Origin of the sequence: Treponema berlinense (assembly GCF_900167025.1) — a bacterium.
Lineage (GTDB): Bacteria > Spirochaetota > Spirochaetia > Treponematales > Treponemataceae > Treponema_D > Treponema_D berlinense.
The window spans coordinates 46,189-69,302 of sequence record NZ_FUXC01000008.1 but is presented as its reverse complement, the minus strand read 5'-3'; the positions used below and the strand labels follow the sequence as shown (position 1 = coordinate 69,302).

The following is a 23,114-nucleotide window of genomic DNA, read 5'->3' as shown; positions in this document are numbered from 1 at the left end:
CGAAATCAACTAATTGTTTTTCTGATCGTTAAGCATGTCGCCGAGTGTGTAAGCACCGCCAACATTGTCTTCAGAAGAAATATACTGATTGATTTCTTTACGAGCCTGAGCTTTTTTGAAATCTTTTACAGAAAAAGCAACTTTCTCTCTTTCAACATTGATGTCTACAACGTAAACGTTAACTTTGTCGCCTACCTTGTATTTTTCAACAGCCTCTTCAAAAGGAACATCTTTGTCGTCGCTGAGGTTAGCCTTGTTTACAAGACCTTCGATTCCCTCTGGAGCTCTTACAAACACACCAAAATCAGTAATTGATGTAATTTCGCCTTCAAGAGTTGAACCTACATGGTATTTGTCTGCAAATGCCACCCAAGGATTATCAGTAAGCTGTTTCAAACCAACTGTAATACGGTGCTGTTCAGGATTTACATCAAGAATTTTTACATCAAGTTCCTGATCAACTGCAAATTCGCTGCCAGGATGCTTAACCTTCTTTGTCCAAGAAATATCTTCTGAATGGAGGAATCCGTCGATGCCTTCTTCAAGCTGAATAAATGCGCCTGCATTTGTGATTTTTACAACTTTTCCGTGAACTACAGAATCAACTGCATATTTTTCAGAAATTGTATCCCAAGGATTTGGTGTAACCTGTTTCAAACCGAGAGAAACGCGTCCAGCCTGAATATCATAGCCAAGAACCATACATTTTACTTTGTCGCCAATCTGAACCATATCAGAAGCCTTGTTTACTTTCTTTGTCCAGCTGAATTCAGAAATGTGAGCAAGACCTTCAATTCCCTCTTCAAGAGCAATGAAAGCGCCAAAGTCTGTGAGTTTTGTGACTGTTCCTTCAACAACATCATTTACATGATATTTATCTTCAAAATGAACCCAAGGATCTTCAGTAAAATGTTTGAGAGAAAGGTTGATTCTCTTGTCTTCCGGATTAAGAGCAATTACTTTAAGCTCAATTTCCTGTCCTTTTTTTACGAAATCCTTTGGACGAGTTACATGTCCCCAGCTCATATCATTGATATGAAGAAGACCGTCGAAACCGCCAAGATCGATAAAAGCACCGAAACTTGTAAATGATTTTACAGTTCCTTTTACAGTGTCGCCAACCTGAGTATTTGCAAAGAAATCATCGCGAGCCTTGTTGATAATTTCTTCAAGATACTTTCTGCGGTTTACAACAACATTTGCCTTGTTATCCGAATAAAGTCTTTCAATATAGAATTTTGAAACTGTTCCAATAAGTTTTTTCGGTTCTTCAACTTTTGAAGAATCAGACTGACTGATTGGCAAGAATGCACGAATATCGCCACCGAGGTTTACTTCAAAACCGCCTTTTACTTCTTTTTCAATTGTTCCTTCAATTGGAGTTTTTTCATCAGCAGCCTTGCGGAGATCTTTCCACAACTGTTTTGACTGTGCTTTTGTGAAAGAAACTTCCGGACCATTGCGTCCGTTAAGCTTTACAAGCACGCAAGAAACTACATCGCCAGGTTTTGGCAGTTTTCCTGCAAATTCCTGTACAGGAATTTTTCCTTCCGATTTAGCACCAATATCGATAAATACAAGTTCATCCGTAACTGCAATTACAGTACCGTCAACAAGCTGACCATCTTCAAGAGGCATAAAGCTCTTGAGAGACTCCTCTAATTGTGTCTGGATAGAGTTTTTTGTCTCTTCCTTTTCCACTTCCATCTGTTCCATAGTAAACCCTTTGTTTTGAATTTTACTTAAGATTATCGCACAAACCTGTTCTATAGTCAAGTTTGATGTATCAATGTAGAAGGCATCAGGAGCACGTTTTAAAGCTCCCTCAGCTTTATTCCTGTCAATTTCATCGCGTTTTATAATTGCCGCCTTTACTTCTTCGAGCGTCATATTAGAAACGCCCTGGTCGAAACGGCGCTGAGCCTGAACATCTACCGAGGCGTCAAGATAGAACTTGTACTGAGCGTCTGGAAAAACAACTGTCGTCATATCGCGTCCTTCACAGACAATATCAAGAGACTTTGTTATTTCCTGCATTTTTTCGTTTACAAGATGGCGGACAGGCACAATCGAAGACACTTGCGCAACTTTTTCGCTAACCGCATCATCGTGAAGATGGTCTTCAACATCGACTCCATTAAGCACAAGTCGTGAATTTTTATATTCAAGCTTCTGTTTTTTGCAGAATTCAAGCACCTTTTCAGAATCTGAAATATCGATATCAGAAGAATTAAGAGCCATTGTAAGCGCCCGATAAAAACTTCCGCTGTTCAGATATGTAATTTTTAATTTTTTTGCAATCAACGATGCAATTGTAGATTTTCCTGTTCCAGCAGGTCCGTCCATTGCGATTATCATATTCCGCTCCCAATATTATTTTTGCAAAGAGACAAAAGTTCTTTTACTTCCTTTTCAGAAAGCTCCCGGAATTTTCCCTCTTCCAAATTTTCAAGTTTTACATTTCCAATTCTGACACGCTGAAGGCTTCGTATTGCAGCTCCCGCATCGCTAAATACACGGCGAATTTCACGGTTTTTACCCTCGACAAGGACAACCTTCATCTTGTGAGAATTTACAACCTGCGCGCTTTTTGCCCTGTAAAAGATTCCCTCAACACGGATTCCGCGCGTAAAGCGATTTTCAAGACCTTCCGGCAGAGGATAACTGGTTTCTACAAGATATTCTTTTTCGATTTCACTGGAAGGATGGCTCAACTTTGCGGCAAAATCTCCATCATTTGTAAAAATTATGGCTCCGCGGCTGAACATATCAAGACGGCCGACATTGTACAGTCTCTCAGAATATTTTTCTTTCAGAATATCTACAGCCACCGGTCTGTCTTTCTCGTCGTTTTGAGTACATACGTAGCCAGCAGGTTTATTCAATAAAACGTAAATTTTTCTTTTTTCAAGGGAAATCTGTTTTCCGTCAACGCAGACAACATCATTTTCTGAAACCTTTGTCCCTAATTCATTGACTATTTTTCCGTTTACGCTCACGCGTCCGTCCGTAATTATATTTTCGCAGGCACGCCGGCTTGCAAGTCCGCAATGTGCAAGAAATGCCTGAAGCCGAATTTGTTTTTTTTCTTGAGAATTATCTTGCAAGTTCGAACCTCTCTGATTCTTTCTCGTCAAGAGCAGGAAGTTCTGCAATTGAATTGAGATTAAAAAATTTCAAGAATTCTTTTGTAGTTCCAAACTGACACGGTCTTCCAGGAGCATCTTTTCTGCCAACTTCCTTTACAAGCTGCCTCTCCTGAAGGATACGAATCATATTATCCGGCGGAACTCCACGGATTGCTTCAATTTCCGCACGCGTAATCGGCTGTTTATAGGCAATAATCGAAAGAACTTCCATTGCTGAACGGCTCAATCTTCCTGCATTTTTATTTCCATACCGTTCTTTTAGAACTTCCCAAAATTCTTTTTTTGGAGTAAGCGTCCAGCCGCCTGTAATTTTTGAAAGCTCAACACCAGAACTTTCCTGAGAATATTTTTCCTTCAATCCGTCAAGGCACTGTTCAATAACATCTTCCGAAAGCTCGGCAATTCTTGCAATCGACTCAACCGTAAGAGGCTCGCTGTCCAAAAACAGGACCGCCTCTACAAGTCCCATTTCTTTTTCGAGATTTACATCCATTTTTATATATTTCCTTATGCCGCATATCTGCAGATTTTTATGTCGCCAAACATTCTGTTCTGCATAATCGTTGCCATCTTAAACTTCACGGCTTCCAAAAGAGCCATAAACGCGCAGATTACATCAAGAACATTGCCATGTCTGACAATCAAATCCGTAAACATACATTCATCTTTTTTTTCAAGAAGCTCGTTCATCAGCGTAATTTTTTCATTAACCGAAATTTCTTCGTACATATCGATGATTTTTGAATCCGAGTACTGCGAAATAAGGTTTTGAAAGATTTTCTGCATCTGCTGCAAAAGATCCCAGGTATCTACCTGCTCCCACATATTTTCATCATCGAACGGCAGAACACGCTGAATTTTTTTTCGTTCAAAATTCCATTCACTTTCGTCCTCTTTTTCTTCCATAAGATTAGAAAGTTTCTTAAATTTCTGGTATTCAATAAGTTTTTCAACAAGTTCTTCACGAGGATCGTCAAAATCAAGGTCATCATCAACCTTTACTTCAACAGGAAGCATCATACGGCTTTTTATATAAACAAGACGAGCCGCCATATTATAAAATTCGGACAAATCACCAAGTTCAACCTGAGAAGCATAATCAAGATATTCAAGAAACTGCTCTGTAATCTCGGCAATCGGAATATCATAAATATTGATTTTATTGTCACGGATTAAAGTCCAAAGCAAATCCAGAGGACCTTCAAACTGGCCGGCTGTATATTTGTGGACGATTTTGTCCGCAGTTTCGTCATAATCAACAGTTTTTGTTTTTAACTCCAGGTTCTGTTCCATGAATGCTCCTCAAAAAAAAGACGATGATTTTATAAAACGCTTGCTCTTTAAAATTTTCCGTCTATAAAATCCTTGGCCGAAAGGAATTTCTCAACTCCGCCCGAACCAATTTTTTCCAAACAACTGGAAAAATCCTCTCTTTTTATAAAATCGGCATTTTCTTTTAAAATCTCAAGTAAAGGAACCAAAACAAATGCCCTTTCTTTATGCCGTGGATGAGGAATCTGGAGATTTTTTGTATCTACCGTCTGAGTCCCGAAAAATTCAATATCAATATCGATTGAACGAGGTCCGTTTCTTACCTCAAGTTCACGGTTGCGTCCCAAGCAAGATTCGATTACGTGAATTTTTTCGAGCAGGTCAAAAGGCGAATAAGAATCATCAATTTTACCGCGGACAGCCATATTATAAAAATCATCCTGATTTTCAAGATACATGGGTTTTGTGCGGTAAACTGACGAAACAGTGAATTCTGAGAGCAGACCTTTCAAAGCTTCGCAGGCTTTTTTTAAAAGACACAAACTGTTCATTCCGTTCCAGCTTTTGTTGGAACCTACTCCCAAAACAACATCAATCATAACTAAAAAAGAGCGTCCTTTGCAGAAGGCACAACTTCAGAAGAAGCATCTATCTGAGAAGCAGTCTTTTGTTTTACGCCTTCTTTCTCTGCTTTTTCCAAGGCTTTTGCGGCCTTTACCTGTTCAGGATAAACAGGAACGCCTTCCTTTGTTTTTAAAACCTGTCCAGGAAAAACTTCCGCACGAATCTGAGCCTCAATCTGTTTTGCATATTCCGGATTTTGATTAAGGAAGTTGATTGCATTTTCCTTTCCCTGGCCGACTTTTTCGTCTCCGCGAGTATACCAGGCTCCACGTTTGTCGATTATTCCATGTTTTACGGCAGAATCGAGCAGAGATGCAGTTGCAGAAATTCCTTTTCCGAAATAAATATCAAGCTCAACCTTGCGGAATGGAGGAGCAACCTTGTTTTTTACAACTTTTACGCGGACACGGTTACCAATAGCGTCCTCCTCGCCTTTTCCGTCAATTGATTCAATTCGGCGGATTTCCAAACGGACAGACGAATAAAACTTAAGGGCGTTTCCACCGGTTGTAGTTTCAGGGTTACCGAACATTACACCGATTTTCATGCGAATCTGGTTGATAAATACGATTATACACTTGCTTTTATTTACGATGGCCGTAAGCTTTCTGAGAGCCTGGCTCATAAGGCGGGCCTGAAGTCCCATCATCGCATCTCCCATATCTCCTTCGATTTCTTTTTGAGGAGTAAGGGCGGCAACAGAGTCGACAACAATAATATCAACAGCCCCAGAACGAACAAGATTTTCTGTAATTTCCAGGGCCTGCTCTCCTGTATCCGGCTGCGAAACCCACAATTCATCAATATTTACGCCAAGATTTTTTGCATAAACCGGATCAAGAGCATGCTCTGCGTCTACAAACGCCGCAATTCCGCCGAGTTTCTGAGCTTCCGCAATCGCATGCAAGGCAAGAGTCGTTTTTCCAGAACTTTCCGGACCGTACATCTCAATAATTCGACCGCGCGGATAACCGCCTACACCGAGAGCCTCGTCGAGCAAAATCGAACCAGAAGGAACAACATCAACGCCCTGAGCATCCGGCTGAGTTCCAAGTTTCATAAGCGCGCCGGCACCAAACTGCTTTTCAATCTGGATGCGAGCCGCTTCAAGAGCTTTCAGTTTTTCCGACATATCTGCCGGCTGATTTGTTTCTACCATTTTAGCCACCTTTTTTCCTCCCGCTATATATATGGCCCTGAAATTCAATTTTTACACATTTTTTTTGAATTTTTCAGTATATTTTTACATCAATATCGAATTTTTATCAATTTTTTCTCAAAGGCTGATAAACAGAGCGTCCAAAAAGACACAATTTTCCGTCTTTCAACTTTACCTGCGCAAGGATTTTTACCGCACGGTCTCCTTCTATTTTTGGCACAACATCAAAAATCACCGGAACAATTCCGTCAACCCTCTCAAGATTTTCGTATCCGACAAGAAGATCGCAACTAAAAACGCCATTTTCCGTCTTTGCATTGGAAATTCTTCCAGACCAGACAACCCAGCAGTCCGCATAAAGAGCAGGTTCTGCCGCCACGGTCGAATATGTAAAATTCTCTTCAGGACGGCTAGAAAAACTGTCAAAAGAAGGCTCTTCAAAGTATGAAATCAAAAGCTCAGACTTAGATTTTATAGTCTGAGATGCATTTGAATTCAGAATTCTGTTTATTTCAACCCGGGAAGAATTGTCCCTGTAATTCTGAAAATAAAACTTCGCCTTTTCATAAGCCTGCGTAATCTGCGAATCCGAAAGAATATACTTATAAACTCCGCCAGACAAATCCTTTTCCTGCAAAACAGACTTATCGGAAGCCGTCAGGTCAAGTTCGCTCAAATCCGCACGCTGCGCATTTTGTCTTGCCTTGCTTAAATTCATGCAAAAAAGAATGGCAAGAGCGGCAAAACCTCCTGCAAAAATAGAAAATACAAGTGGCCAGACTCCTTTTTTTTCAGCAACTTCCGGATAAAATTCTTCTATTTTTCCAGTATCCGTCCATTTTACAATCGTCTCATAGTCGCCTTTTGAGCGGACAAATTCAAGGGCAGCCTTTGCCTTTTTATTTTCCGGCTCAAGATCGAGAATATCAAGATAATAGCCAATCGCAGTACTTGTATCTCCTCGAACCAAATATAAAGCGGCCTGTCCCAAAAGCAAGTCTACGTTCTGAACTTTTATGTGCCGCGCTTCATCAAAATTCCTGTACGAATTTCCATAATCGCGAGAGTAAAGGCAGGCAATTCCCAAAACCAAATAATAATCGAAACTGTTTCTGTAGAGTTCACGGACACCTTCAAGCAGAACAATCGCATTTGAATACTTTTTTTTCCGAATAAGTGAACGTGCTTCGTCAATCGTCGCTCTGCTCATTTTAGTTCCGCTTCCTCAAGGCAGCAAGAATAGCATCAAGCTCAGAATTAAGCTGTCTAAGTTCATTTCTATCAACATCAGTATCGGTGCTTTCAAGAGCGTCAATCCGATTTATAAGGTTCTGGATATATTCAAAATCAAGCTGTTTTTCAGTAACGTTTTGAACTATAAAATCAACATCGGCCTTTTTTGAACCCTGAACATCAAAGCTCGCGGCTGGCTCTGTTTTTTCAACTTTTTTTGTGCTGTCCGTTTCGACAAAATCAACGTATTTTAAAGTATCGCATTTTCTTCCGTTGCTCGAAATTCCTGCAAAAAATTGAATTGAATAAGTTTCTTCTTTTTGAAGTTTTTTCTGCGGCCAGACAACAGAAATTCCAGAATTATTGTACGCATTCAGCGAATTAAAGCTTCTTCCGCTTTCCGAAACCATAATCCATCTCGGAGAATTCAAATATGCAATGTTTGCAATCGTCACAACTTCCGGAGAAGAGATATTTTTTCCCTCAAAAACAAATTCCGCGGAAGTTTTCGAGTCAGAAACGCACAACGCCCTCTCTTTGAGCATATTTTCAAACTGATGCTCAGAATTAAACGAAAGGCCGTTTTCTGTCAAAAAATGAAAATCCGCGCCTTCGCCAACAGCCGTATCCAAAACAGACTTCAAGGCAAAATTTGCTTTCTTTTCAGAAAGATTTGTAACATAAGCCCTGATTTTTATTACGCCTGGCAAAACCACATCGTCAGGAACCTCTTCATCCTCTTCAGTTTTTAAAAGGTTTCCATCCTGCTCCGTTACAATTTTTTCATCATTTTGCTCAAGGGCAAAAATCTTTTTAACAGTTTCTTCCGGCTCGAACGAAAAATCTATGGCAACACGGGCTTTATTATTTATTGTGTAAACAAGCCGCGCTCCGTTCGCTGTTTTCCATAGCTCTTTTTGAACCGCGCTGTCTTTATTCAGACAGTAAACCGTTTTTCCAATTTTTAAAAAGAAAGATGAAGAAATTGAATCCTCATAATTTGAAAAAACCGGAGTTTTTTTGCGATTTTTTTGAGCGGAATAAAAATTGAAAGTTCCGCGTTCAGAATTACATTCAATAGAATAATTTTCAAAAAAAAGCGAATATTTTTTTACAGGAATATAAACATCTCCAAGATACGGATCGATTTTTGTAATCTCTTTATTTTTTTCCTGTTTTTTATCTGATTCGTCAGTTTTTTCTGTCTTTTTTGCTTTTTTTGATTTCTTAGATTCTTCTTTTTTTTCCTTTGAATCTTCAGCCTTTTCTTTTTTCAGTTTTTCAGAGTCTTCGGAAGCAGATTTTTTCTCAGAATTTTCAGAACTTTCCGTTTTTTCAAGACTTTCGGCCAGAACTCCGTCATTCACATTTTCGTTTTGAGAATAAAAAACACCGCCTGCAAAAACCGCAAGAACAGCACATAAAAGAACTTTTTTTTCAAAATAAAACTTATTGAATCGATTTTTTTTCAAAACTTTCATAATTTTTTATCTCCGGAATTTTTATTTTAAGCATAAGTTTTGATTTTAATTCTTATAAAAGCCAAAACCTTTAAAAAATCTAACAAAAAACACAAAAAAATCTGCTATTTTTCTTCAAGCAAAAACTGCAAGAACAGAGCCTTTTGTTTTAAGGCTTCAATTTCTGGATCAGTCTTCGGAACAGAAGTTTTTCCGCCAATTTCCCCATCTTTTTTTTCTTCAAAAACATTCTGCGAACTTATCGCTTCGCCAAAATTCTTTACCTTCATCTCAAGGGCAGAATTCGCTTTTTTCTGCTCCGCCAGCTCCGCCTCAAGCTCGGCAATCCGGTTCTGAGAATCGGCAAGGCTTTTTCTCAGCCCCATTTTATCCTGACTCTGATAAAGCTTTATCTGTCTTTCGTATTCTTCACGCGCAGAAAGATTTTCTTCTCCGGTTACTTTTAAAAGATAAATCAATTTTTCTTCACGCTCACGCTGAGCAATCATTTCAAGACGATAACGGCAGTCTCCGGCTTTTGAATCTGCCGGAAAATCCGACACAACGCGCTCATAAAGGGCACGCGCAGAATCAAAGTTATATTCATCGTAAAAACACTCGGCAACCCAATACAAAGCCGCCGCATAAAGCTCGCTATCCGGATAAAGATGGCAAAAATCGCTCAAGACCAAAACCGCCTCTTCATTGCGTTCCAAAAGATGCAAAACCCGTCCTTTTTGAAAATGCATATAAGGAAGATACTGGCTTTTCTTAAAAGACTGCAAAAAAACGTTTACATCAGAAAGCGCGTCCGAATACTCGCAGGCATTGATTTCGCTCATCACCAAAAGATACAAAGTCTCTTCGTCAAACCCCTCAGGCAAACTCCCGGCTTTCCGCAAAAAAAACATCGCAGAAGCCCAGTCATTTTTTCTAAACGCCTCAAACCCCTGCTCCTGCTCCGCAGAATATTTTTGACAAAAAACGCTTCCTGCCGCAAAAAAAACAGCCGCAAAAAAAACACAAATGCGCTTTAACCCATTCTGGTTTTGTCCGCACAAAGTCCGCACAAACATTTACGCCTCCCAGTTAAAAGAGCCGTTAAAAAAGGCAGAACCGGAAACAACCACATCAACACCAGCCTCCAGCACAGAAGGCAAAGTTTCGTTGTTTATTCCGCCGTCAACCGAAATCAAATAATTGTAATTTTTTTCTTTTCTTATTAAATCGAGCTCAGCAATTTTTTCAACACAATAAGGAATCAGTTTCTGCCCGCCAAAACCTGGATTAACCGTCATGACAAGCACAAGGTCGACTTCCGGAAGAATCTCTTTTATTGCGCTTACAGGAGTCGACGGAACAATAGAGATTCCAGCCTTTTTTCCAAGCGAATGAATATGAGAAATAAGCCTGTCGATATGCACGGTCGCTTCCTGATGAAAAGTAATCCAGTCAGCCCCAGCCTGCGCAAAAGTGTCAACCATTTCTTCAGGACGCTCAACCATAAGATGGACATCAAACGGCAAAGATGTAAGTTTTCTCACAGATTTTATAACCGGCTGTCCGTAAGTAATCTGAGGAACAAAATGTCCATCCATAACGTCAATATGAACCGCGCCCGATTTTTTTTCTTCACAAAGTTTTAAGGCCTCCGCAAGATTAGAAAAATCCGCAGAAAGCAACGAAGGTGATAAAATTCTACTTTTCATTTCCAACTATAATATCAGACAAAAACGATAAAAACAACAAACCTAAGCCAAAATGTATTATTTTAACCGCTTTAACCGCAAAGATTATAAAAATTCAGGACGGCATTTTTTCTCAAAAAAAAACATTTTTCCGCCAGCGTTCCGTATTTTTTTTCAACCGGCTGCTCTGCCTTCGCCAACGCTCATTGCAAAACTGCTTTTTGCAACTAAAGGGCGGCACATCCGGCGTAAATTTTTCAAAATCGCAAAAAAAAAGTTAATTTTTCCAATAAACAAATTGACATTTTTTTTTCAAACTGATATATTTTTTATCACGTTGATTGCAACTTTTCTTAAGCGAAAGTTAATCAGCATTTCAGCAAAATTATTTTTGCGGGAATAGCACAGTGGTAGTGCGCCACCTTGCCAAGGTGGATGTCGCGGGTCCGACTCCCGTTTCCCGCTCTATTGCACAGCTGTTGTAAAACAGATTATAAACAGATGCAAATTATTTTTGCGGGAATAGCACAGTGGTAGTGCGCCACCTTGCCAAGGTGGATGTCGCGGGTCCGACTCCCGTTTCCCGCTCTATGCAAAGCGATTTGGATTTCATCTGAATCGCTTTTTTTTATTACGGCATCTCTAATTTTTTTTAGAGGTTCCAATTATTTTATTTCAAGGGGCCAAAAAGTGAAATTCACAAAAGAAATCACAAAGCTTGAACACTCGGCAGCAAAATTAACAGTAACAGTTGCAAAAGAAGATGTAGCAAACGGTTATAAAACAACACTCGGAAAATATGTAAAACAGGTTCAGATTCCAGGATTCCGCAAAGGTCACGTACCAGCATCGGTTCTTGAACGCAAATACGGCGAACAGATTAAAATGGAAGCAGCTGGCGACCTCATCGACAGCGTATTGAACGAAATTTTCCAGGACGAAAAAGAGCTTTCAAACCGCCCTCTTCCTTATGCGCAGCCAAAAATGGACGAAATGCCGGCATTTGACACTGCAAAAGAATTCACATTCACTGTAACTTACGATGTATTCCCTTCTGTAGAAGTAAAAGACTTCAACGGAATTTCCGTAAAAGAACCACAGGTTTCTGTAGGCGACGCAGAAGTTGAAGAAGAACTCAAAGGGATTCAGGAAAGAAACGCTGCTGTAATCGACAAAAAAGAAGATGAAAAAGCAGAAAAAGACAACATCGTTACAATCGACATTGAAGAGATCGATGAAGACGGAAAAGCTGTAGAAGGAACAAAACGCGAAGGTTTCACATTCACCCTCGGAACAGCAGAAAACGTTTATAAAATCGATGATGACATCATCGGAATGAAAGCAAACGAAACTAAAGAAATCACAAAAAAATATGCAAAAACAGACGCTGATAAAAACCTTGCCGGAACTACAAAAAAATACAGCGTAACTGTAAAGCAGATTAAAGTCCGCAAACTTCCTGCACTCGACGACGATCTTGCACAGGACGTAAGCGACAAATACAAAACTCTTGCAGACTTGAAGGCTGACATTCTCAAAAACCTCAACATTGCAAAAGACAGAAAAATCAAAGAAATCAAGGTAAACTCTCTTCTCGAGCAGCTTATCGAAAAAAATCCAATCGAAATTCCTGCAAGCATGCTTCAGGCAGAACTCAACGGCCGCTGGGGACAGATGGCACAGCAGTTCCAGACAACTCCAGAAGATCTCGAAAGAATGGTTGTAGCTTCTGGGCAGAAAAAAGAAGATATGCTCGCACAGTGGACTGGCGATGCAGAAAAAATGCTTAAGAGCAGAATCATCGTAGATTCACTTCTTAAATCAAAAAATATTTCTGTAACTCCAGAAGAAGTTGAAGAAGCATACCAGAAACTTGCAGATTCAAACGGCGTTTCAGTTGAAGATGTTAAAAAGCACTACGCTGATCCACGTGCAAAAGAATGGTTCATCGACGACGTGAAAGAACAGAAACTTTATGATGATATTTTTGCACAGATTAAGGTTGCAAAAGGCGACAAAACTTCATTTGCAGACCTTTTCAAGGCAAACTAATTTTATAAAAGTTTAAATGTGAACGGAATGTGACAGAAAAAAATCTTGTTTACATTCCGTTTTTTTTTGGACTTCCAGATTTTTTTTGTTATATTTAAAATATCTAAAGAAAATCATACCAGATCGGAGCAATATACATGAACGAAACAATGAATAATTTAGTACCACAGGTAATCGAAAGAAGCGGAAACGGAGAACGTGCTTACGATATTTTTTCAAGACTTTTAAAAGACAGAATCATCTTTGTTGATGGCGAAATAAATGACGTTACGGCAGATTTGATTGTAGCGCAGATTCTTTTTCTTGAATCAGAAAATCCAGACAAGGACATAAACATGTACATCAATTCTCCGGGCGGAAGCGTTACAGCAGGTCTTGCAATTTACGACACAATGCAATACGTAAAATGCGATATTCAGACAATCTGTATCGGCCAGGCTTGCTCAATGGGCGCTCTGATTCTTGCCGGCGGAACAATAGGCAAAAGATTTTCTCTTCCTTCAAGCCGCATTATGATTCACCAGCCTTCAGGTGGAGTTCGCGGTCAGGAAAGCGATATTACTGTCCAGGCAAAAGAACTTTTAAGAATCAAAAAACTCTCAATTGAATTTCTTGCCGAAAAAACAGGGAAATCTTACGAGCAGGTTGCAAAAGACATTGAGCGAGACTTCTACATGACAGCCACAGAAGCAAAGGAATACGGCATTGTTGACAAAGTAATGCCAAAAAGAGTTTCATCAGATAAAGAGGCAAAATAATGTTAGGATTTCATAACGAAAACAACCGCTGTTCATTTTGCGGAAGACCAGGCGGAGAAAAAAGACCTCTGGTTGCAGGCGGTCCAAACAACGAGCTTCGCATTTGTTCTCAATGTGTAGAAGCCTGTGAACAGTATCTTATCGGACTGGAAAACGAAAGCAGCCTTACCCCAATCGATTTAAGCGATGTTTCTTCTCCAAAAGAATTCAAGGAATATCTCGATCAGTACGTTGTAGGCCAGGATTACGCAAAAAAAGTTCTTTCGGTTGCAGTTTACAACCACTATAAAAGAATGGCAGCCCAAAAATCAGGCTCGCTCCCAGATTTTGAAGCCGACGGCGAAGACAAGGTAAAAATCGAAAAATCAAACGTTCTTCTTATAGGACCAACAGGAAGCGGAAAAACCCTTCTCGCAAAGACACTGGCTCAAAAACTGAACGTTCCTTTTGCAATTGCAGACGCAACAACTCTTACGGAAGCAGGCTATGTCGGCGAAGACGTAGAAAATGTCCTTCTTAAGCTGATCAACGCCGCAGACGGAAATGTTCAGGCTGCAGAACGCGGAATCATCTTTATTGACGAAATCGACAAAATCGGCAGAAAAAGCGAAAACACTTCTATAACCCGCGATGTAAGCGGAGAAGGCGTACAGCAGGCTCTGCTTAAAATCATCGAAGGAACAGTTGCCTCAGTTCCACCTCAGGGCGGACGCAAACATCCGAACCAGGAAATGATTGAAATCGACACGACAAACATCCTCTTTATTCTTGGAGGAGCATTTGTTGGAATCGATAAGATTATTGAACAGCGCATTGCAGGAAAAACAATGGGATTTGGCGGAAACATCGGAACCATGGACGAATCCCAGAAAATGGAGCTTTTAAACCAGTGCACGCCGGACGACCTTGTAAAATTCGGTCTTATTCCGGAAATCATCGGCCGTATGCCAATCACTGTAGCACTCAAGGAACTTACAAAGGCAGACTTAACACGAATTCTTACAGAACCAAAGAATTCCATTATAAAGCAGCTTAAGGCAAGTTTTGCGCTTGACGATCTGGATCTTGAATTTACTCCAGACGCACTTGAAGAAATAGCAGATATTGCAATCAAGCAAAAAACCGGGGCGCGAGGACTCCGCTCAATCTGCGAAAAACTCCTAATGGATCTTATGTACGAAGCTCCAAGCATCAAGGGAAAGAAGAAATTCACCGTCACAAAGGACATCGTTCTTTCAGGAAAACTTCCTTCTCCAGAAACACTTTTAATCGGTTCTAAAGTAACGGCATAAACAAAATAAAGCGTCAATCTACAGCATTTTGATTGACGCTTTTATTTAAATTTACTATATTTTTATAGAGAATAAATGGGGGTGCACCGGTTTCGACGACTGTGAATAATGCACTTACTGCATGTGGGAGTGAAGGTTCCCCAAACTGACACAAAAATAACTGCAATTTTCGCAAGAAAAGAAGAAGAAGTTGTTGAAGCTTCTTCTGCAGAAGCTCTCGCTGCTTAGTCTGCGTTAGCCGGAACTCTTGGGGTGCTGTTCCTAACTTTAAGACGTTCTGTTACAAACAGGGACTTGCCATAAATCATTTCAGCCGGATTTGTGGGACTTTTTAGGATGAATACGGAGACAATGCTTGTTATGCTGCCAAGTGTTTCCCGACAACCAGTTCGCATAACTAAACATGTAGATGTATTTGGATTACACTTTCGGACGGGGGTTCAATTCCCCCCATCTCCACTTTTATAAAAGCCACGGATTTTTTCGTGGTTTTTATTTTTTAATTTGCAAACTTGTTTTTACGGGAGAATAAAAAAAATGTCAGATTTAATCAATAATTACAAAAACTTTCTGAACAATGGAAAAACAGAGCGTGAATGCGCAAAACAAATAATCGAGCTTGCCGAAAAAAACGGCTACAAAGATTTAACCTCAGTTTCCAGCGTAAAACCAGGCGACAAGGTTTATATTCAAAAAATGAATAAAGCAGTTGCCCTTTTTGAACTCGGAACTGAGCCACTAGAAAAAGGCTTGAACGTCCTGGGAGCGCACATCGACTCACCTCGTCTTGACATAAAGCAAAATCCGCTCTACGAAAAAGATTTTGTGGTTTACTTAAACACCCACTATTACGGCGGAATAAAAAAATACCAGTGGGTAGCAATGCCTCTCGCCCTCCACGGAGTTATCTGCACAAAAGACGGAAAAACAGTAAATGTCTGTCTCGGAGAAGATGAATCAGAACCGGTTTTCGTAATAAGCGATATTCTTCCTCATCTTGCCCAAAAGCAAATGAAAGAAACCGCCTCGGATTTTATTCCCGGCGAAAACCTTGACCTGATTGTCGGCTCAGAAAATCCTGTAAAAGACTCAAAAGAAAAAGAAGCTGCCAAAAAAAATATTCTAAAACTGTTAAAAGAAAAATACGGAATCGAAGAAGAAGATTTTGGCTCGGCAGAACTTGAGGTAGTTCCAGCAGGAAAATCCCGCGACCTCGGACTCGACAGAAGCCTAATCTTAGCATACGGACAGGACGACCGCTCATGCGCATTTACTTCGGCCCAGGCGCTTTTCGACTCAAAAGCAGGCAAAAAAACACTCTGCTGTCTTTGCGTAGACAAAGAAGAAATCGGCAGTGTCGGCGCAACAGGAATGGCAAGCCACTTTTTTGAAAACGCCGTTGCAGAACTGGTTGCACGCACAGAAAACGGATTCAGCGAATTAACAGTCCGCCGCTGCCTCGCAAACTGCTCAATGCTTTCAAGCGACGTAAACGCAGCCTATGACCCAATGAACGCCGACCTTTTTGACAAAAACAACGCGTCATTTCTCGGAGGCGGAATTGTGTTCAACAAATACACAGGAAGCCGCGGAAAAAGCGGAGCAAGCGACGCAAATCCGGAATTTATCGCAGCCTTAAGAAAAGTTCTTGACGAAAACTCGGTAAAGTACCAGATGGCAGAACTTGGAAAAGTCGATCAGGGTGGCGGCGGAACAATCGCATATCTTGCGGCAAAATACGGAATGAACGTTTTGGATGCGGGAGTAAGCGTTTTGAGCATGCACGCACCTTGGGAAATAACAAGCCGGTTCGACATCGAGCAGGCATACGAGGCCTACAAAGCATTCTTAACACTGTAATTTTTTAGCTTTAACAAAAAAAGCACTTCAGAAAAAACGAAGTGCTTTTTTTTTATTTTTTGAATTTCTATTTTATTTTTCTAAGAAAGGCATCCTTAAATCCGTAAGATTCAAAACGCTCTTTAATCATACCAAATTCATCCGCGTTAAGAGGTCCGACAAGAACTCTATAGGCATTTTTATTTTCCTGCTTAATCAAAGCAAGCGGATATTTTTTACCATATTTTTCAGTAAGGTTTGCAACATTTTCTTCGTTGGAAAGGGTTGCAATCTGAAGATAGTACATTCCCTTTTTAAGTTCGGCGTCTGTCGTTACAAAACTTTCAAAGCCAGAGATTTCGGCATTTTCTTCTACTACAGAAACACTTTCAACTTTTCCATCTGCCTGTTCAGGAACAAAAACTTCTTTCAGAGGCTCATCTCTAGATTCCTCTTCAATGTTTTCATTTTCTGTTTCCGGCGGATTAAGGGCAGAAGGAGTAAGCACTATCGGAGCATATTCTTCCGCAATCTCAGTACCATCAACCTTTGAAAGAGCTTCAGATTCAAAATGCTCAGACTGCTCTTTATCTTCTGTTATATCGTCAGAAGTTTCAGTCTCAGCATTTTCAACATCTTCAGAAAAACTTTCCGGGCTAGCAGAATCTTCTTCAGTCTCCAAGTTTTCCGGCTTTTTTTCGTCAACAATTTCACCATCCGGCTCTTTCTGAGCTTCCGGAGCAGGAGCATCGATTTTTTCAGAATTATCTTCTTCTGAAGGTTCTGGAGAATTTTCTGTATTCGTATCTTCTGTTTCAGAAAGCTCTTCGGTTTCTACAGACTCAGAAAGATCTTCTTTCTGTTCGTCCGCCGGAGCTTCAGATTCTTCGTCAAAAGAATCGGCATCAAAAACTTCAGAGTTTTCATTTTCAATATCTTCCGGTTTTTCTTCCAGAACTTCAGATTCGGCTTTAGAGCCAGTATTTTCTTCTACTGGCTCTGTGTTTTCCGGTTCTACAGTTTCCGTATCTTCAACAGGAGTTTCACATTCAGAAATCTCAGAATCAGATTCCGAAATTTTGTTTTCTTCAACCGGAGTTTCAGCTTCCTCAAATTCCACCGAATCCTGATTTTCTTCAGATTCAGCAATATTTTGCTCAGCTTCCGGCTCAGAAACATTTTCTTCACTTTCTTCCGTCAAAACAGCAGTTCCAGAAACGCTTTCGTCAATGCTTCCGGTGCGTCTGGTAATTTTTACCTGAACATTCGAGTCTTTTTTTATCAAAAGTTTTTCGGCCGCCTCCGAAGAAAGCAAAATCGCAACGCCTTCTCCAGAATCAATCGAGCCCAAAACGAGGACGTCAACAGTCGTACCGTTAGCAGGATTTGTTACAGTCACGCTGTCGCCAGGCAAATAACCTATAGTTTTTGCAAATAAACCTTTCGGCATTTCGCCTTCTTCGCAGACAACTGCCCTTCCGTCAACAGAAGGCCTAGCAGCCGCAAAAATCGTTGCTACAGTAAATACAGCAAATACCAATGAAAGAATTTTTTTCATATCCGTCCCCTTTATTTTAAACTCTTTAATGTTGAACTAACTTTAGCCGCAACAAAACTTGCAAATTTGTAAAGCTCCGCCTCGTTGTTATTAGATGCATCAACTTTTTCAGGAAAAATACTTCCGTCAGAAATAATCTTTCCAGTTTTTGGATTATAATTTTGCCAGCTTACGCTTTTTACAGAATTCGGCAAAAGAGCGCCGGCACTATTTGCAGTCTTTTCATCATATTTTATTTCAAGTCTTACAAGAACATCCATTCCGCCAAGCAAAGTGTCGGCAAGAGCCCTTTTCAGTTCGGCCGAATCCGACTTGGAATCTTCTTTTATAAAAACAGGCGAATTTGAAACGATATGTCCTGACTCAAAGAAAAAATCGGACAAAGCCTGTTCAAAAAGATTCGACACGGCAAAAACCGTATCAAACCCAGGATTATTCTGAACCACCTGAAAATTGATGTTTTTAGAATAAATCGCCGGAAGAAAAAATAAAAATGTAAAAGCAAAAAGTAAATTTTTTTTCATCTCTTTATAAATATCGGAAAAGAAAAATTCAATGTTTAGTTTTTTAGAATTATTTTAGAATCAAAATCAACAAAAAAAATCATAAGACATAAAAAAACCGCCAGCAAAAAACTGACGGTCTTAAAAAGCAGCCGGTTAAACTACTTTGAGTAGTATTCAACTACCATCTGTTCATTAATCTGTACAGGGATTTCTGCACGGAGTGGAAGACGGGTAAGTTTTCCAGAGAACTTCTCTTCATCGCGTTCAAGATAGTCAAATTTTGCCTTTGTATCTGAAAGCCATGATTTTTTGAACTGTTCGCTCTTCTGTGCTTTTTCAACCAAAGAGATAACCTGTCCAACTTTTACAGAGTATGATGGAATATTGATTTTTACTCCGTCTACTTCAATGTGGCGATGAGAAACCATCTGGCGAGCCATGCGGATTGAACTAGCAAATCCAAGGCGGTAAACAAGGTTATCAAGGCGTGTTTCAAGAGAAACAAGCAAAGCAACACCAGTCATTTCTGATGATTTTGTTGCCAATTCAAAGTAACGACGAAGCTGGCGTTCAAGAATACCATAGTAAGCCTTTACTTTCTGTTTTTCGATCAAATGAAGACCGTAGTCAGAAGTTTTCTTTGATTTCTTAAAAGCCGGTGCCCCTGCTCTTTCCATAGCCTTTGGGTGTCCGCATACGTTTACACCAAGTCTTCTACATTCCTTAAAACGAGGACCTTTTTTTGTAGCCATTTTAATGCTCCTGAAAAATCATCAAGTGTAAATTTCCACTAGCCGCGCAGAAACTGTTACTTGATTTTCAAAGTTATGTACTGCTTAGAGGGAAGCTAAACAGTTTTTACATATTATCAAATTCTTTTTTTTTAGTCTAGTTGATTCTTACCTCTGAGCTTAATTTCTTTCAAAGTAAATAATTGGAGCACATTTTCTGTCTTATCCGGCTCTTACTGCAAGTCCTCCTCGCTGCGCTCGTCCGGTCTTTCCGTGGCGATCCGGGCTAGAAAAAAAATAAAAACAAACATTAAACTTTCAAAAAAAAGCCCTGTACATTCTATAAAAAGAACATACAGGGCAATCTAAGACTTCAGGCTGCAACATTTATTACAGCCGGCCTGTTCTATTTTCTAAAAACTTTAGTTTTTAGAAAATTCTTTCAGTCTAATGTGCAGCTTTACGGCTAATATCTACATTTTGCTGTCTTTCAAGACTCTTTGCAGGATTTCTGTAAGTAGTAAGCAAGAAAATTGCAAGGAAAACACAGGCAACAACAACACCGCCAACATAAGAAACCGTAAGACCAGTTGTACCATGCGCTCCAAGGTTAAAACATTCTGGAGCATAAAGCAGGTAAGTAATACTTACAGCAGACATAAATGTCGCAGGAACAACAGTAAGCCAACAGCGGTTTGGATTTGGACCGTAGTTTGTCGCAAGGTAAACAGAAGCTGCCCAAAGAACAATCATTGCCAAAGTCTGGTTAGACCAAGAGAAGTATCTCCATACAACATTGTAGTTGATAAATGAAATTCCATATCCAATCAAAAGAAGCGGAACCGCAACAGAAAGACGAACACGGATTTTTTTCTCATCAAGTTTAAACCAGTCAAAAATTGTCATTCTGGCACCGCGGAATGCTGTATCACCGGAAGTAATCGGACAAACAATTACACCAAGCAATGCGATTGGACCGCCGAATTTTCCAAGAAGGGCAACACACATATCATAAACAGAATTTGAGTTTCCGCCGCCAATAGCTTTCAAAGCGGAAAGTCCAGTTCCAGCGCCGTCTTTATTCCAGAAGAATGCAACCGCAGCGGCAGCCCAAATCAAGGCAATAATACCTTCAGCAACCATTGCACCGTAGAAAATCTTGCGTCCTTCACGTTCACTTTTAATACAGCGGGAAACAATCGGAGACTGAGTTGCATGGAAACCAGAAATAGCGCCACAGGCAACTGTAATAAACATCAGAGGCCAAATCGGGCGAACACCAGTAACCTTTCCAGTCACACTGTCTACAGTTCCAGGGAACAGGTTTTTAAGTGTAAGTTCCATCATCGGGCGCTCACCAGAGTGAATAATTGTTCCGATTGCAATACCGATTGCCATTAAAATAAGCAGGATTCCGAACAAAGGATAAACACGGCCAATAATCTTATCGATTGGAAGGAGTGTTGCCAGGAAGTAATAAATAAGAATTATTACAGTCCAAACCCTTATATCAAGCCATTCAGGAGTAAGGCGGGCAAGAAGACCAGCAGGTCCTACCATAAATACAACGCCGACCATTACAAGAAGAACAACTGAGAATACACGCATTACATTGTGCATTACAGGACCAAGATATTTTCCAGTAACTTCAGAAATAGAAGCACCGTCGTTTCTTTCAGAAAGCATACCAGACATAAAGTCGTGGACAGCTCCGGCTAAAAGAGTACCACAGACAATCCAAAGGTAAACGCTAGGTCCCCACATGGCTCCAGAAATCGCGCCAAAAATAGGACCAAGGCCGGCAATATTCAAAAGCTGAATTAAAAAAGCCTTTCCAGTAGAGATAGGAACATAATCTACACCGTCAGGATTTGCAACAGCAGGAGTTGCATGGTCGTTCGGTGCAAAGATTTTTTCCACGATTTTGCCATAGATCATATAACCTACAATCAAAATCACAAGCGCAGCAAAGAAAGTTATCATAAAAATACCTCCAGATAAACAATCTAAAAACTGATTTAAATGCCGTTAGAAAAAATTTAAACTTACTGTGGTTATTGGGTTGTTGTCCGGAATCACATAAAAAATTCTCTAACAACACTTTTTTAGAAATTGACACAAGGCTCGTCAAAAAGGCGAACTTTTATCCTACAAAGATTAGTGTAAATCCACTTTTTGTATTTGTAAAGAAATTTAAAATTTATGCAAACAAATTGAAAAAAAATCATATTTTTATCTGAATATTATTGTCTAATTGTAAATCTGCACTGTTAATGATAAAATTACCCTATGCTGCAGAAAGTTGATTCTAAAATTTACATTATTGGCGCGGGTTTTGCCGGACAGATGATTGCCCGCGATTTGATGCGTAAAAAAGTTTTTGGTTCGGTGGCGGCATTTTTAGATGATGAAAAAAAACTAATCGGAACTTCAATCGAAGGAATTCCCGTATTGGGTTCGATTGCGGAAGTTGCAAGCCTTGTAAAATGCGGTCCCTTGGACGAAGCAATAATTGCAATTCCAAGCGCGCCGACAGAAAAAATACGCGAAATTTACGAAGCCTTAAAAAAAGGCGGTTTTGCCCACATCAGAATTCTTCCGAGTGTAAGCCAGATTATTGACGGCAAGGCGCATTTTGTACAAACAAGAGAAATAGACCCTCTCGACATTTTGGGCCGGACACCTGTCATAATTCCACTTCATCAAAGCTTAAAATACCTTCGCGGAAAAAGGGTCTTTATCACAGGAGCAGGCGGCTCAATAGGTTCAGAACTTGCAAGACAGCTTCTTTCCGGCGGTGCGGAACGGCTCTACCTTTTTGGACATGGAGAAAATTCAATCGTACAGATTTACAGAGAACTTCATGTTTTGCAGCAGGAAGGCGTTGGAGAAAAAGCAACCGTAGTTCCGATTATCGGCGACATGAAAGACCGTGAATACGTAGACTACATAATAAAAAATACCCGGGCAGACGTGATTTTTCATTGCGCGGCTTACAAGCATGTTCCAATGATGGAAGAAAATCCGGTCGCTTCCATCGAAAACAACGTTTTTGGAACTAAAAATCTTTTGGATGCAGCGTTAAAAAACAATGTCCAGCGTTTTGTGCTTATTTCGACAGACAAGGCTGTCAATCCAGTGAGCGTTTATGGAGCAGGAAAAATGCTCTGCGAAAAACTCATTCTTCAATATTCAAAAAAAGCAAATTCTTCACAAAAATTTATGTTCGTCCGGTTCGGAAACGTGCTCGGCTCAAGAGGCTCAATTCTGCCTTTATTCCAGGAACAGATAAAATCCGGCGGTCCGGTAACAGTCACAGACAAAAATATGGAACGCTATTTTATGACAATTCCAGAAGCGTGCTCTTTGGTTCTCGAAACAGGAGGAATCGGAGAAAACGGAAAATCGTATCTTCTGGACATGGGAGAACCTATAAAAATTTACGATTTGGCAGAACAAATAATTAAATTTTCAGGACTTGAACCGGGGCGCGACATTGAAATTAAAATAATCGGTCCGCGCGAAGGCGAAAGAACTTTTGAGCCATTGTGGCTAAAAGAAGAAAATCCTCAAAAAACCGAATATGAAAAACTTCTTGAACTTAAAAATTTGGAATTTGGAGATAAAAAACTCGATAATCTTCTCGAAAAACTTGAACCTGTCTGTTTTTTCAATCCAAAGAACACGGAAGCGTTCAGAAACAGAGAAATTCTCCTAAAATACCTCAGAGAAGACGTCCCAAGCCTTGACGAATATTACAAAACGACAAAAACTACTTTAGGTTATCTATAAA

General features: G+C 40.0%; 19 protein-coding genes, 2 tRNA genes and 1 other RNA gene. 8 read left to right on the top strand and 14 right to left on the bottom strand.

The window, feature by feature from the left end; translation table 11 throughout:
• Positions 1–9: 9 nt before the first annotated feature.
• The 10 genes from rpsA to rpe all read right to left on the bottom strand — a co-directional run bounded on the left by rpsA (position 10) and on the right by rpe (position 10,606).
• The gene (rpsA, locus tag B5D47_RS07525; protein ID WP_078931220.1) at positions 10–2,358 is read right to left on the bottom strand and encodes a 30S ribosomal protein S1; all 2,349 of its coding nucleotides are present in this window, start codon (positions 2,356–2,358) and stop codon (positions 10–12) included.
• Positions 2,355–3,107 carry a pseudouridine synthase gene (locus tag B5D47_RS07520; protein WP_078931219.1) on the bottom strand — a complete coding sequence of 251 codons (753 nt, stop codon included), beginning with the start codon at positions 3,105–3,107 and terminating at the stop codon, positions 2,355–2,357. Before B5D47_RS07520 ends, rpsA begins: the two co-directional genes overlap by 4 nt.
• Positions 3,097–3,642, bottom strand: a complete 546-nt coding sequence (gene scpB, locus B5D47_RS07515) for an SMC-Scp complex subunit ScpB (protein WP_078931218.1) — start codon at positions 3,640–3,642, stop codon at positions 3,097–3,099. The genes B5D47_RS07520 and scpB overlap by 11 nt, the downstream gene beginning before the upstream one ends.
• Before the next feature lie 14 nt (positions 3,643–3,656).
• Positions 3,657–4,442 carry a segregation and condensation protein A gene (locus B5D47_RS07510; protein WP_078931217.1) on the bottom strand — a complete coding sequence of 262 codons (786 nt, stop codon included), beginning with the start codon at positions 4,440–4,442 and terminating at the stop codon, positions 3,657–3,659.
• Positions 4,443–4,489: 47 nt separating this feature from the next.
• Positions 4,490–5,020: a 2-amino-4-hydroxy-6-hydroxymethyldihydropteridine diphosphokinase gene (gene folK / locus B5D47_RS07505; RefSeq protein WP_078931216.1), complete on the bottom strand. Its 531-nt coding sequence runs from the start codon at positions 5,018–5,020 to the stop codon at positions 4,490–4,492.
• 2 nt (positions 5,021–5,022) lie between these two features.
• Positions 5,023–6,204, bottom strand: coding sequence for a recombinase RecA (recA, locus tag B5D47_RS07500; protein ID WP_078931215.1), 1,182 nt, complete (start codon positions 6,202–6,204; stop codon positions 5,023–5,025).
• Between the two features lie 106 nt (positions 6,205–6,310).
• Positions 6,311–7,414, bottom strand: a complete 1,104-nt coding sequence (locus B5D47_RS07495) for a tetratricopeptide repeat protein (protein WP_078931214.1) — start codon at positions 7,412–7,414, stop codon at positions 6,311–6,313.
• 1 nt (position 7,415) lies between these two features.
• Positions 7,416–8,918 (bottom strand): hypothetical protein, encoded by a 1,503-nt coding sequence (locus B5D47_RS07490; RefSeq protein WP_078931213.1) that lies wholly within the window; start codon positions 8,916–8,918, stop codon positions 7,416–7,418.
• Positions 8,919–9,022: 104 nt separating this feature from the next.
• Positions 9,023–9,973 (bottom strand): tetratricopeptide repeat protein, encoded by a 951-nt coding sequence (locus B5D47_RS07485; protein ID WP_078931212.1) that lies wholly within the window; start codon positions 9,971–9,973, stop codon positions 9,023–9,025.
• Complete coding sequence (rpe, locus tag B5D47_RS07480) at positions 9,974–10,606, bottom strand: ribulose-phosphate 3-epimerase (RefSeq protein ID WP_078931266.1); 633 nt, start codon at positions 10,604–10,606, stop codon at positions 9,974–9,976.
• 372 nt (positions 10,607–10,978) lie between these two features.
• Here rpe and B5D47_RS07470 point away from each other — a divergent pair.
• The 7 genes from B5D47_RS07470 to B5D47_RS07440 all read left to right on the top strand — a co-directional run bounded on the left by B5D47_RS07470 (position 10,979) and on the right by B5D47_RS07440 (position 16,547).
• Positions 10,979–11,050, top strand: a tRNA-Gly gene (locus B5D47_RS07470).
• Between the two features lie 51 nt (positions 11,051–11,101).
• Positions 11,102–11,173: transfer RNA gene (locus tag B5D47_RS07465), tRNA-Gly, on the top strand.
• A gap of 102 nt (positions 11,174–11,275) precedes the next feature.
• Positions 11,276–12,637, top strand: coding sequence for a trigger factor (gene tig / locus B5D47_RS07460; RefSeq protein WP_078931210.1), 1,362 nt, complete (start codon positions 11,276–11,278; stop codon positions 12,635–12,637).
• Positions 12,638–12,774: 137 nt separating this feature from the next.
• The gene (gene clpP, locus B5D47_RS07455) at positions 12,775–13,395 is read left to right on the top strand and encodes an ATP-dependent Clp endopeptidase proteolytic subunit ClpP (RefSeq protein WP_078931209.1); all 621 of its coding nucleotides are present in this window, start codon (positions 12,775–12,777) and stop codon (positions 13,393–13,395) included.
• Positions 13,395–14,687 (top strand): ATP-dependent Clp protease ATP-binding subunit ClpX, encoded by a 1,293-nt coding sequence (clpX, locus tag B5D47_RS07450; protein WP_078931208.1) that lies wholly within the window; start codon positions 13,395–13,397, stop codon positions 14,685–14,687. The genes clpP and clpX overlap by 1 nt, the downstream gene beginning before the upstream one ends.
• 77 nt (positions 14,688–14,764) lie before the next feature.
• Positions 14,765–15,149: a transfer-messenger RNA gene (gene ssrA / locus B5D47_RS07445) on the top strand.
• 75 nt (positions 15,150–15,224) lie between these two features.
• Positions 15,225–16,547 (top strand): aminopeptidase, encoded by a 1,323-nt coding sequence (locus tag B5D47_RS07440; RefSeq protein WP_078931207.1) that lies wholly within the window; start codon positions 15,225–15,227, stop codon positions 16,545–16,547.
• Between the two features lie 67 nt (positions 16,548–16,614).
• Here B5D47_RS07440 and B5D47_RS07435 read toward each other — a convergent pair whose 3' ends face one another.
• The 4 genes from B5D47_RS07435 to B5D47_RS07420 form a co-directional block, all read right to left on the bottom strand.
• Positions 16,615–18,084, bottom strand: coding sequence for an SPOR domain-containing protein (locus B5D47_RS07435; RefSeq protein ID WP_078931206.1), 1,470 nt, complete (start codon positions 18,082–18,084; stop codon positions 16,615–16,617).
• Between the two features lie 11 nt (positions 18,085–18,095).
• Complete coding sequence (locus B5D47_RS07430) at positions 18,096–18,608, bottom strand: hypothetical protein (protein WP_078931205.1); 513 nt, start codon at positions 18,606–18,608, stop codon at positions 18,096–18,098.
• A gap of 140 nt (positions 18,609–18,748) precedes the next feature.
• Positions 18,749–19,342: a 30S ribosomal protein S4 gene (gene rpsD, locus B5D47_RS07425; RefSeq protein ID WP_078931204.1), complete on the bottom strand. Its 594-nt coding sequence runs from the start codon at positions 19,340–19,342 to the stop codon at positions 18,749–18,751.
• 426 nt (positions 19,343–19,768) lie between these two features.
• Positions 19,769–21,304: a carbon starvation CstA family protein gene (locus B5D47_RS07420; protein WP_078931203.1), complete on the bottom strand. Its 1,536-nt coding sequence runs from the start codon at positions 21,302–21,304 to the stop codon at positions 19,769–19,771.
• A gap of 306 nt (positions 21,305–21,610) precedes the next feature.
• Here B5D47_RS07420 and B5D47_RS07410 point away from each other — a divergent pair, with 306 nt between their 5' ends.
• Complete coding sequence (locus B5D47_RS07410) at positions 21,611–23,113, top strand: polysaccharide biosynthesis protein (RefSeq protein ID WP_078931201.1); 1,503 nt, start codon at positions 21,611–21,613, stop codon at positions 23,111–23,113.
• Position 23,114: the final 1 nt, after the last annotated feature.

What these genes read in the sequence shown, in the direction of transcription:
- rpsA (WP_078931220.1), bottom strand. Translation starts at nt 2,358, where the DNA reads ATGATAATCGCAATGGACGGACCTGCTGGAACAGGAAAATCTACAATT.
- scpB (WP_078931218.1), bottom strand. Translation starts at nt 3,642, where the DNA reads ATGGATGTAAATCTCGAAAAAGAAATGGGACTTGTAGAGGCGGTCCTG.
- B5D47_RS07510 (WP_078931217.1), bottom strand. Translation starts at nt 4,442, where the DNA reads ATGGAACAGAACCTGGAGTTAAAAACAAAAACTGTTGATTATGACGAA.
- folK (WP_078931216.1), bottom strand. Translation starts at nt 5,020, where the DNA reads ATGATTGATGTTGTTTTGGGAGTAGGTTCCAACAAAAGCTGGAACGGA.
- recA (WP_078931215.1), bottom strand. Translation starts at nt 6,204, where the DNA reads ATGGTAGAAACAAATCAGCCGGCAGATATGTCGGAAAAACTGAAAGCT.
- B5D47_RS07495 (WP_078931214.1), bottom strand. Translation starts at nt 7,414, where the DNA reads ATGAGCAGAGCGACGATTGACGAAGCACGTTCACTTATTCGGAAAAAA.
- B5D47_RS07490 (WP_078931213.1), bottom strand. Translation starts at nt 8,918, where the DNA reads ATGAAAGTTTTGAAAAAAAATCGATTCAATAAGTTTTATTTTGAAAAA.
- B5D47_RS07485 (WP_078931212.1), bottom strand. Translation starts at nt 9,973, where the DNA reads ATGTTTGTGCGGACTTTGTGCGGACAAAACCAGAATGGGTTAAAGCGC.
- rpe (WP_078931266.1), bottom strand. Translation starts at nt 10,606, where the DNA reads ATGAAAAGTAGAATTTTATCACCTTCGTTGCTTTCTGCGGATTTTTCT.
- clpP (WP_078931209.1), top strand. Translation starts at nt 12,775, where the DNA reads ATGAACGAAACAATGAATAATTTAGTACCACAGGTAATCGAAAGAAGC.
- clpX (WP_078931208.1), top strand. Translation starts at nt 13,395, where the DNA reads ATGTTAGGATTTCATAACGAAAACAACCGCTGTTCATTTTGCGGAAGA.
- B5D47_RS07440 (WP_078931207.1), top strand. Translation starts at nt 15,225, where the DNA reads ATGTCAGATTTAATCAATAATTACAAAAACTTTCTGAACAATGGAAAA.
- B5D47_RS07435 (WP_078931206.1), bottom strand. Translation starts at nt 18,084, where the DNA reads ATGAAAAAAATTCTTTCATTGGTATTTGCTGTATTTACTGTAGCAACG.
- B5D47_RS07430 (WP_078931205.1), bottom strand. Translation starts at nt 18,608, where the DNA reads ATGAAAAAAAATTTACTTTTTGCTTTTACATTTTTATTTTTTCTTCCG.
- rpsD (WP_078931204.1), bottom strand. Translation starts at nt 19,342, where the DNA reads ATGGCTACAAAAAAAGGTCCTCGTTTTAAGGAATGTAGAAGACTTGGT.
- B5D47_RS07420 (WP_078931203.1), bottom strand. Translation starts at nt 21,304, where the DNA reads ATGATAACTTTCTTTGCTGCGCTTGTGATTTTGATTGTAGGTTATATG.
- B5D47_RS07410 (WP_078931201.1), top strand. Translation starts at nt 21,611, where the DNA reads ATGCTGCAGAAAGTTGATTCTAAAATTTACATTATTGGCGCGGGTTTT.